This is a genomic window from Novosphingobium pokkalii, assembly GCF_014652855.1.
Classification (GTDB): domain Bacteria; phylum Pseudomonadota; class Alphaproteobacteria; order Sphingomonadales; family Sphingomonadaceae; genus Novosphingobium; species Novosphingobium pokkalii.
This window is the reverse complement of sequence record NZ_BMZP01000043.1, coordinates 1-9,689: the sequence shown is the minus strand read 5'-3', so window position 1 is coordinate 9,689 and position 9,689 is coordinate 1. Positions and strand designations below refer to the sequence as shown.

Below are 9,689 nucleotides of genomic sequence, written 5' to 3'. Positions count from 1 at the left end.
ACAATCATCATGAAGGAGCGAGACTCTACCTCTGACCGGTAACAATCAGGGGAGCACGTCACCGGAAATGGTCGCCAAGACGGCGAAGATGGTGGCCAGCAACGCCACGCATCTCGCCGGCCTGCTTAGCCAGCAGAATTATCCCGGATGAGGCTGTTCGCGATCGGCGCCGCTGTTGAACTGCCAATGGCCCGATGACACTCACCGAATGTCGCGACCTGCGCACCGGGGATGTTCCCTGGCAGGAAACGGACTGGCCGTCGCGGCCGTCCGATCCATTTCCAGCCGAGCCTGTCGACGTCGCCATCGTCGGATCGGGAATCGTCGGCGCGCTCATCGCTCAGTGGCTGGCGGATAGCGGGCGGCGCATCGCCCTGTTCGACCGCCGTCCGCCTGGTTGCGGCAGCACGGCGGCCTCCACCGCCGAGATCATGTGGGCCATGGATGTGCCGATGAGCCATCTTGCGACTGAGATCGGCGAAGCGGAGGCAGCGCGACGGTGGACGCGTGTGCTCACCGCCGTGCGTGATCTCGGGAAACACATCGATGCGCTGGGGCTGAATGGTGGAAGGGTTGCCCGCCCCACACTCTATCTTACCGGCTCTGTCCTCGATGAGGCCGGGCTGGTCAGGGAAGCGGATATCCATCGTCGCAACGGCTTGCCCTCCGTCTTTCTGCGAGCGGAGGAGGTGGCGGAGCGCTTCGATATCGCGGCCCGCGCGGCAATCGCGTCGCAGGGCGGCTTCGAGATCGAGCCGGTTCGCCTGTGCCATGCCCTGCTGGATCGCGCGCGCAGAGAGGGCGCGAACTTGCACTGGCCTGTTGATGTGACCGGACTCCACCCTGACGATAGCGGAATCGTTCTGGAGATGGCCGATGGAAGAAGCTGCCGAGCCGAAAACGTGATCCTCGCCACGGGATATGAGCGCGCGTCGCTGTTCCTGCCGCCCGCGTTCGGCCTGCACTCCACCTTCGCGATCGCCACGCCGCCGGGCGGCGCACCGCTCTGGCGTGAGCGGGCGATGATCTGGGAAGCGTCCGACCCGTATCTCTATGTCCGCACTGACCGTATCGGACGCATCATCGCCGGCGGAGAAGATATAGAGTCCGCCGATGAGGCCGTGCGAAACGCGCTGCTGGGCTCGAAAGCGGGTGCCATTGCCGCCAAGCTTGAGACCTTGCTTGGCGCCCGCCCGATCACCATCGACCGGAAGTGGGCGGCAACCTTTGGCGCCTCGCCCGATGGCTTGCCGGCGATCGGCCCCGTCGCGACGATGCCGAACGTTTGGATGGCGGCGGGTTTCGGCGGCAACGGCATCGCTTTCGCCAGCCTCGCCGCTCAAATGCTCGAGCGGGAATTGGGCGGCGAGCCCGATCCGGATCGCGATTGTTTCAGTCCCTATCGTTTCGACTAACCAATGGGCGCGGTCCTCGCGAGCCGGTCATGGGTTCTTCTCGGTCAGCGGCTCGCCACCTTCCTCCTCCTCGAACAGCACCGCCGCCGATCCGGCCGCGGACAACCGCACCCGATCACCTTCCACGGCAGCTACAAGGCCGCCCGAGAAATAATGATGATGATCGCCATGCGATCCACTGTCGGCCTTGGTCATCTTGATCCGATCGCCTTCGACCTTATCGACAGTGCCGATATGGACACCGTCGGCGCCGATGATTTCCATATGCTCCCTGATCTGGCTGAGGTCGGCCATGTGCATCACTCCTTGCTGTTCGTCACTGCTGGAACGGGTAATCTTCCGGTTTGACGGTGCCGACCATGGGCCGGTCCTCGACCTTTTGCACCGGCCGGCCCCCGCCCGTTCGCGTATCGTTGTCGGTGCTATCCGGACGGGCATCGCCCAGAGGGCCACGCGAGGTCTGGTTGCGCTCCTTGCCTTTCTCAGCCATGGGCTTTCTCCTTGTGCGTGTCCTCCGGCTCACTGCCGAATGCTTCACGCGGTTCATCCTTGGCTTTCTCCAGCACCTGCCCCTGGCCCTTGCCGAGATTGTCTCCCGCGCGATTGATATAGAAGTTGAGCATGCCCATCGCCGATTGCAGCGGTGTGCCCTTGCGGCGCTTGCTGCGTTCAGCCGAGCGCTTGAGCGACGCAGCGATCTTGACGGGATCGTCCTGCTTGAAAACGCCGTCCTCGAGATCGAGCGCGTCCGAATGCTCGGTCACGTACTGCGACCATTTCTTGCCGGCCATAGCTCAATCCTTCCCGCTGCCCGGCTCGGCCATGCCGCGATGCAGCTGCGCCGGCACGGATTGTGGCAGCACACCCGACGCGGCGACCTGGAGCTTGTTCTTCCAGCCCGAGATTATCGTGTCCTTGCCGGCCATCAGCGCGTCCCAGCCGTCCTTCGCGACATCCGCAGGATCGGATTTCTTGTCATTCTGGCCGACCTTGGTGTCATCCATGCCGGCACGGTGGAAGAACTCGGTCTCGACCGGTCCAGGTTCGAGGGTGGTGATTGTGATCCCGGCATGCTCCTTGAGCTCATTGCGGATCGCGGCGGTGAAATTGTCGATGAACGCCTTGGTGCCGTTATAGACCGCCGAGAAGCTGCCCGGCATCCAGCCCGCGATTGAGCCGGTCACGAGAACCTTGCCTTCGCCCTGCGCCACCATCTTCGCGAGTACCTTCTGCAACAGGTAAACGGTGCCCGTCACATTGGTGTCGATGACATGGCGCCAGTCACTGACGGCGTGGTCGAGAAACGGTCCGCCGAGGCCATGCCCAGCATTCGCGCACAGCAGATCGATACGCCGGCCACCGGCGGCGTCGAGCAGTCGATCGACCCCTTCGAGCGTCGCGAGATCGACTTCGAGCGTCCGGGCATTGGCATTCCCGACTGACGGATCGACAAAGGGCGTGTCGGCAACCAGCAGCAGGTCATATCCGTCCGCAGCCGCCAGTCTGGCAAGCTCGGCGCCGATGCCGGTCGAAGCGCCGGTGATGATTGCGAATTTGTCAGCCATGTCGGTTTCTCCTTACGCGGCGACCCGGTCGAGGCCCGGTTTCAGGACCACCTTGGTCACGTCGTTCTGGTGATCGTGGAAGATCTTGTAGCCCTCAGGCGCCTCGCTCAGCGCCATGCGGTGGCTGATCAGGAAGGTCGTATCGATCTTCCCTTCCATGATCGCAGCGAGCAGCCCGGGCAGATAATGCTGCACATGGGTCTGGCCCGTCTTTAGGGTCAGTCCCTTCTCCATGAAGGCGCCGAGCGGAAATTTGTCGACAAAGCCGCCATAGACCGCAGGCATCGACACGCGACCGCCCTTGCGGCAGGCGATGATCGCCTGGCGGATCGAATGGGTGCGGTCGGTGCCGGTGAAGGTCGAGACCTTGATCTGGTCCCAGACATTGTCGACGAACAGGCCGTGCGCCTCAAGGCCGACCGCGTCGATGCAGGCATCCGGGCCGATGCCGCCAGTCATCTGCATCAGCGCCTCGTAGGTCTTACTTTCCTCGAAGTTGAGGGTTTCGGCGCCGAACTTGGCCGCCAGTTCGAGCCGGCGCGGGAAATGGTCGATCGCGATGACGCGCTCAGCGCCCATCAGGAAGGCGGACTGCACGCAGAACAGGCCAACGGGACCGCAGCCCCAGACCGCGACCGTATCGCCCGGCTCGATCTGTGCGAATTCCGCCGCCTGCCAACCGGTCGGCAGGATGTCCGACAGGAACAGCACCTTGTCATCATCGATTCCGTCGGGAATGACGATCGGACCCACGTCGCTGAACGGCACGCGGACATATTCGGCTTGGCCCCCCGCATAGCCGCCGGTCATGTGGCTGTAGCCGAACAGTCCCGACATCGGCTGGCCGTAGAGCGTCTGAGCGATGTCCTGATTGTCCGCCGGATTGGCGTTGTCGCAGGCGGAATATTGATGCTTGCCGCAATGATAGCAACTGCCGCAGGCGATCGTGAACGGCACCACCACGCGCTGGCCCTTTTTGAGCGTTGATTTGGGGCCGGTCTCGACCACCTCGCCCATGAACTCATGGCCGAGGATGTCGCCCGCCTGCATCGTCGGGATGTAGCCGTCGTACAGATGGAGGTCCGACCCGCAGATCGCCGTCGAAGTGACCTTGATGATCGCATCGCGCGGATTGAGGATTTCGGGATCGTCGACAGTGTCGACGCGGACGTCATGCTTGCCGTGCCAGGTGAGCGCGCGCATCAGGCGATCTCCTCTTTCAATTGTTTATGCGTCCGCGCTGCCGTAGCGATCTCGCCAGTTTCCATGAGCTGTTTGAAGCGCCGCAGGTCACGGCGCGCCTGAATCGCCGGCTCGCGCTGGAACATCTTGGCGATGACCTTGCCGATGAAGCCGGCGGGTGGATCGTAGAGAATGGTCGCGGTGACGACCGTGCCGCGATCACCTGCGTCCCTGAAGTCGATGCGTCCGCTATTGGGGACATCCGCGCCTTCCGTCGATGCCCAGGCGATCAGTTCGTCAGGCCGTTCCTCAGTGATGACGGCATCCCACTCGGCGGTCTTGCCGCCGGGTGCCTTCACGACCCAATGGCTGGTCCTATCGTCCACGACATCGACCCGCTCGACATTGTCCATGAAGCTGGGAAGTTTCGTGAAGTCGCGCCAATAGGCGTAGAGTTCGGCGCGTGGCCGGTTGATCGTCACGGAGCGGCCGACAAGACTATGGCCTTTGGCCTCGAGCAGATTCTCTGTCGCATCGATAATTCTGTCGCTGCGCTTCGACGTCGTGATCGGTGCATCGTCACGCAAATCGGCCATTGCACTTCTCCTGCAGAGTGGGGTCTTCGGCGCTCGGGGGCTCGAATTGCAGAACGGGCATCATGGCCGCATCGTTCCGGCAGGAAGCACAGCCTGTCACGGCCACGGCTCGGCCTGCGTCAATATCCGGCTGGCCGATGAGTCTTCGTGCCGAACCGATGGCCGGTGGTTTGTTCCCAGCGGTGGAATCTGCTATCGTGCGGACTAGCTGACGGCCAACGCACTGTCGGAGCTCAGCTGCGGACCTTCCGCGGACGCCATGCTATTCCTTCAATGCGCCGCCGCAAGGAAGGATCGAACATGTCACCGGTAAGTCTGCATTCCCTGTCCGATCCGCACTTTTCCGCCGACACGACAGCCTGGCTTGCGGCGATCGTCGAGGATTCGACCGATGCCATCCTCAGCAAGACACTGGACGGCACCATCACTAGCTGGAACGCAGGTGCCGAGCGCCTGTTCGGCTATTCGCGCGAGGAAGCCGTCGGACGGCCGATCAGCCTGATCATACCCGATGAGCGTCTGGACGAGGAGGCCGATATCGTGGTCCGTCTGCGCCTTGGCGAACGCATCGGCCGGTTCGAGACGGTCCGGTGCACCCGAGAGGCCGTACCCGTTCATGTCGAAGTGGCAATCTCGCCGCTTCGCAACGCCGACGGGACGATCATCGGCGCCTCCACGATTGCGCGCGATATCAGTGAACGGCTGCGACATGCGAATGAGCAGGCGCTGCTGCTGAGCGAGATGAGGCATCGGGTGAAGAACCTGCTGTCGATCGTTCAGGGCCTGATCAGCATCGGCGGTCGCCGCGCCGATGATGTCCAGACGTTCACCGAGGAATTGAACGCCCGTATCACATCGCTCGCTGCCGCGCAGTCGCTGGTGCTGCACAGCGAGGACAGGGCCGACGGCGCCTGCACGACCCTAGGCGAGATCCTCGCGGCGGTGATGGCACCCTATGGAGATGACGGCATCGCGGTTGTGGATTGCGATACAGTGGTCGGCCAGCATGCGATGACGTCGCTTGCGCTGCTGTTCCACGAACTCGCCACCAATGCGGTCAAATATGGTGCGCTCTCCAATCCAGACGGTTCGCTCAGCGTCGACATCGCCACCGATGCCGCAGCGGTCTCCGTGTTCTGGCGGGAAGAGGGCGGCGAGTGGTCGGAAAAGCCTCAGGCGGGGTTCGGCACGAGCCTGCTCGACGCGACCCTCAGGGGACTTCAGGGAACGATTGTCCGGGAATGGCGCGACGGCGTCTTTGAGACTGTCCTCAAGCTCCCGCGGGATGCCCTGGCGCGCTGAGGAAAAGCCACTGCCGCATTTCCAAGGGAACGGTATCGGCAGGACAGAGGTTTCTTACCAGCCGATGGCGCCGACAGAGAGAAGGAAGATGTCCTCGCAGCACAAAGCCACGCCGACACCGGACGCCGAGACGCTGTCGCCGGTTTTACCTGACGACATTATCGAGGCGGCAATGGTCCTGCTCGAAACCGCGAGCAAGGCCAAGATCGGGATCGCGACCGCGGAAAGCTGCACCGGCGGGCTGCTTGCTTCGCTGCTTACGGATATCGAGGGCGCCAGCAACGCCTTCGACCGTGGCTTCGTTGTCTACAGTAAGAAGGCCAAATGCGACCTGCTCGGGCTCAGCCATCAGATGATCGACGATTGCGGCGCGGTCAGCGAGCCGGTGGCGCGCGCCATGGCCGAAGGCGCCTTGCGCCGGTCGGACGCCCGGCTGGCGATTGCGATCACCGGCTTTGCCGGCCCCGGCGAACCCGGCGACGAACCCGGGCTGGTGCATTTCGCCTGCGCCGCGCATGGGGTGGAGACACGCCATATCGTCTGCCATTTCGGTGACATCGGGCGCGGTGCGACACGGATCGAGAGCCTGCGGGTCGCGCTCGACATGCTGCCCGACATGCTATCGGCTGTGGTGGGTCGACCGCAGCGGGCGGCCTGAGCTCTGGTCATGGCAGCGCAGGCGCCGGACGGCATCACGCAAGAGCATGAAAGCAACAGCCGGAGGGCCAACCCCTGGCCGCTCCTCCTTCTCATCGTGTTGCTGGGCGCCGGACTGGCCGGCCTGTTCGGTGGCCAGCCGGCCATCGTTCGGCACTCGTCGAACGATATGGTCGCCATGAGCGTGCGAACGCCGGAAACGCTGCGCAACGGCATGGCGTTCGAGACGATCGTCGAGGTCACGCCGCAACGGCCGATCGGTGATCTCGTCATTGCCGTCTCGGATGTTCTGTGGCGGGAAATGACCATCAACACGATGATCCCGGCCGCAGGTGATGAAAGCCACAGGAGCGGCTTTCATCGCTTTTCCTTCGGTGACGCCAAGCCGGGCGAGACTTTCCGCTTCAAGATCGATGGCCAGATCAATCCACCGCTGTTCGCGGGAACGAGCGGCGAGGTCGTGGCGCTTGACGGCGAGCGTCGGCTGGCCGCTGTGCCGGTCACGATCAAGGTGCTGCCCTGATGGACATCATCCTGCGCGCCAGCGTGATGTTCTTCGTCATGTATCTGTTGCTCCGGCTGTTGGGCAAGCGGGAGCTGAGCCAGGTCACGCCGTTCGAACTGGTGCTGCTCGTCGTGATGGGCGACCTGGTCCAGCAGGGCATTACCCATAATGATCTCAGCATGACGGGCGCCGCCCTCGCCATTGGCACCATCGCCTTCTGGGCACTGGCGCTGAGCTGGGCCACCTATCTCTCCCCACGCGCCGAAAGGTTGCTGGAAGGCGTGCCACGCGTGTTGGTCAAGAACGGTGAACTGATCATGGCTAATATGCGCCGCGATCGCATCACCCGTGCTGAAGTGGAAATCGAGATGCGTCTCGCGGGCATCGCCCATATTGCCGAGGTTGCGTGGGCCATCCTCGAGCCCAATGGCAAGATCAGCTTCATCGCGAAGAAGGAAGAAGAGACATCCAAACAGGAAGATGATGACAAGACGGTGTGAAGGTGATCGCATTCAACTGCTTCACGCTTCGTCGTGCTGCGAGTCGCTTGCAGGGAACGGATGCCATGATCCGCTCATTTTCCGGGTAGCACTCCAAAGGAGGATATCATGCCCCGCGAAACCTTCACCGACGCCATCGCCTTGCTCAAGGCCGACCACCGCAAGGTCGAGGATCTGTTCGAGCAGTTCGAGAAAGCCACATCATCGAGCAGCAAACAGAAGCTCGCCCACGCGATATGCACGGAACTCAAGATCCACACGCTGATCGAGGAAGAAATCTTCTATCCCGCCTTTCGCGGGAAGATTGAGAGCGACACGCTCGACGAAGCCTATGTCGAGCATGACGGCGCCAAGGTGCTGGTGAACGACATCGAGGCCGGCAGCCCCCAGGACGATTTCTACGACGCCAAGGTCAAGGTCCTCTCCGAGGAGATCAAGCACCACGTCCATGAAGAAGAAATGCCGTCCGAAGGCATGTTCGCCCAATGCCGGAAGACCGATGTCGATCTGGTCGTGCTGCGCGACCAGATGCTGGCCCGCAAGGAGGAACTATTGGCGCAGGCGAAATCGGCTGGCCTGCCGCTGGCACAGCCGACCGCCGTGCATCTGATCGCGGCCTAACGCTCTAACTGCGAAGGATGTGGCCATGACCGGCGATCCCCGTCCGCCTTACCCCGAGCAGCAGCAGCCGATGCCGGGCAGGACCGATGCAATGGACCCGCGGCCCGACCACGGCGAGGAGAGCTATGCCGGCTCCGGCCGGCTGGCGGGCAAGCGCGCGATCATCACCGGCGGCGACAGCGGCATCGGGCGGGCGGTGGCGATCGCCTATGCGCGCGAAGGCGCCGACCTTCTCATCTCCTATCTCGACGAGCATGAAGATGCTCGCGAAACCCAAAAATGGATTGAAGAGGCGGGGCGGAAGGCGGTTCTGGTGCCCGGAGACATCAGTGACGCCGGGCATTGCGGGGCGATTGTCGAGAAGGCGATCGCGAAGCTGGGCGGTATCGATATTCTCGTCAACAATGCGGCCCATCAGGCGAGCTTCGAGGATATCGAGGACATTTCCGATGACGAGTGGCAGTTGACCTTCGCTGTCAACATCCACGCGATGTTCTACCTTTCCAAGGCTGCGGTCCCGCATCTGATGAAGGGTGGCGTGATCATCAACACGACCTCTATCAACGCCGATCAGCCCAATGCCAGCCTGCTCGCCTATGCGACCACCAAGGGCGCGATCCAGAATTTCACGATGGGCCTCGCGCAGATGCTTGCGGACAAGGGCATCCGCGTGAACTGCGTCGCGCCCGGCCCGGTGTGGACGCCGCTGATCCCTTCGACCATGCCGCCCGAGGCGGTGAAGACATTCGGCGAAAACACACCGCTTGGCCGCGCCGCGCAGCCGCGCGAACTTGCACCTCCCTATGTGATGCTTGCCAGCGATGAGGCGAGCTACATCACCGGCGCGACCGTGCCGGTGACGGGTGGCCGCCCATTTATCTAGGCCGTAGCGATCTCAAGTGGCAGGCACAGCGACGGAGGCTATTCGAGGTCTTCGATTCCGCAACCGCTGCCACCTCAACCTTGCAATGAGCCGCCCAATTCCGCCGCCGGTTCGATCCTGTTGAAATGGTGCGCCCGGAATGATCGACTATCTGTCGGTCATGACACTACCTGAGTGAGTTTCATCCGCTTTTTGGTGCTATCGCTTCGCCCTTGACGGTTCAAGTTGGGGCATGAAGCTGACACGCCCCCCGGGACGTCCGCTAACCCGCTTGCGCTGCCGAAAGGGGACATGCCGGACCGTCCAACTTAGCCGACGTTCACCCGCCCGGATGAACGAAGGGCTGCTTTCGCCCGCCGGCGCTCGTAAGCGGCCCTTCCGGATCGTCCGCAATCACGGCCGCTCTGGCCCGCGCGCCGTCGCAATCAATCGTTCGCCGGCGGCCCTCTGATCCATGTTCATG

The 9,689-nt window shown here is 62.8% G+C and carries 13 protein-coding genes; 7 read left to right on the top strand and 6 right to left on the bottom strand.

The genetic code is table 11. The annotated features are described in order from the left end of the window. Positions 1-194: 194 nt before the first annotated feature. Positions 195-1,415, top strand: coding sequence for an NAD(P)/FAD-dependent oxidoreductase (locus tag IE191_RS20740; protein WP_191326337.1), 1,221 nt, complete (start codon positions 195-197; stop codon positions 1,413-1,415). A 27-nt stretch (positions 1,416-1,442) separates the two neighbouring features. Here IE191_RS20740 and IE191_RS20735 read toward each other — a convergent pair whose 3' ends face one another. From IE191_RS20735 to IE191_RS20710, 6 genes are read right to left on the bottom strand one after another with little or no spacing between them, the layout of a single operon-like run. Then, on the bottom strand, positions 1,443-1,709 hold the full coding sequence (locus IE191_RS20735; RefSeq protein ID WP_191326336.1) for a DUF2171 domain-containing protein: 267 nt from the start codon (positions 1,707-1,709) through the stop codon (positions 1,443-1,445). 22 nt (positions 1,710-1,731) lie between these two features. Further along, positions 1,732-1,905 (bottom strand): hypothetical protein, encoded by a 174-nt coding sequence (locus IE191_RS20730; protein ID WP_191326335.1) that lies wholly within the window; start codon positions 1,903-1,905, stop codon positions 1,732-1,734. Continuing rightward, entirely contained in the window at positions 1,898-2,206 is a 309-nt protein-coding gene (locus IE191_RS20725; protein ID WP_191326334.1) for a DUF3175 domain-containing protein, read from the bottom strand. Before IE191_RS20725 ends, IE191_RS20730 begins: the two co-directional genes overlap by 8 nt. A 3-nt stretch (positions 2,207-2,209) precedes the next feature. Then, on the bottom strand, positions 2,210-2,980 hold the full coding sequence (locus IE191_RS20720; RefSeq protein WP_191326333.1) for an SDR family NAD(P)-dependent oxidoreductase: 771 nt from the start codon (positions 2,978-2,980) through the stop codon (positions 2,210-2,212). Between the two features lie 12 nt (positions 2,981-2,992). Next, the gene (locus IE191_RS20715) at positions 2,993-4,183 is read right to left on the bottom strand and encodes a zinc-dependent alcohol dehydrogenase (RefSeq protein WP_191326332.1); all 1,191 of its coding nucleotides are present in this window, start codon (positions 4,181-4,183) and stop codon (positions 2,993-2,995) included. Next, positions 4,183-4,758 carry an SRPBCC family protein gene (locus IE191_RS20710; RefSeq protein ID WP_191326331.1) on the bottom strand — a complete coding sequence of 192 codons (576 nt, stop codon included), beginning with the start codon at positions 4,756-4,758 and terminating at the stop codon, positions 4,183-4,185. Before IE191_RS20710 ends, IE191_RS20715 begins: the two co-directional genes overlap by 1 nt. A gap of 273 nt (positions 4,759-5,031) precedes the next feature. Here IE191_RS20710 and IE191_RS20705 point away from each other — a divergent pair, with 273 nt between their 5' ends. The 6 genes from IE191_RS20705 (at position 5,032) to IE191_RS20680 (ending at position 9,226) form a co-directional block, all read left to right on the top strand. Then, positions 5,032-6,060, top strand: coding sequence for a PAS domain S-box protein (locus tag IE191_RS20705; protein ID WP_229815739.1), 1,029 nt, complete (start codon positions 5,032-5,034; stop codon positions 6,058-6,060). Between the two features lie 88 nt (positions 6,061-6,148). After that, positions 6,149-6,718, top strand: coding sequence for a CinA family protein (locus IE191_RS20700; RefSeq protein ID WP_191326330.1), 570 nt, complete (start codon positions 6,149-6,151; stop codon positions 6,716-6,718). Between the two features lie 9 nt (positions 6,719-6,727). Continuing rightward, positions 6,728-7,240: a hypothetical protein gene (locus IE191_RS20695; protein ID WP_183615968.1), complete on the top strand. Its 513-nt coding sequence runs from the start codon at positions 6,728-6,730 to the stop codon at positions 7,238-7,240. Continuing rightward, on the top strand, positions 7,240-7,722 hold the full coding sequence (locus IE191_RS20690; protein WP_183615969.1) for a DUF421 domain-containing protein: 483 nt from the start codon (positions 7,240-7,242) through the stop codon (positions 7,720-7,722). Before IE191_RS20695 ends, IE191_RS20690 begins: the two co-directional genes overlap by 1 nt. A gap of 108 nt (positions 7,723-7,830) precedes the next feature. Further along, positions 7,831-8,343, top strand: coding sequence for a hemerythrin domain-containing protein (locus IE191_RS20685; protein WP_183615970.1), 513 nt, complete (start codon positions 7,831-7,833; stop codon positions 8,341-8,343). 25 nt (positions 8,344-8,368) lie between these two features. After that, entirely contained in the window at positions 8,369-9,226 is an 858-nt protein-coding gene (locus IE191_RS20680; RefSeq protein ID WP_191326329.1) for a glucose 1-dehydrogenase, read from the top strand. Positions 9,227-9,689: the final 463 nt, after the last annotated feature.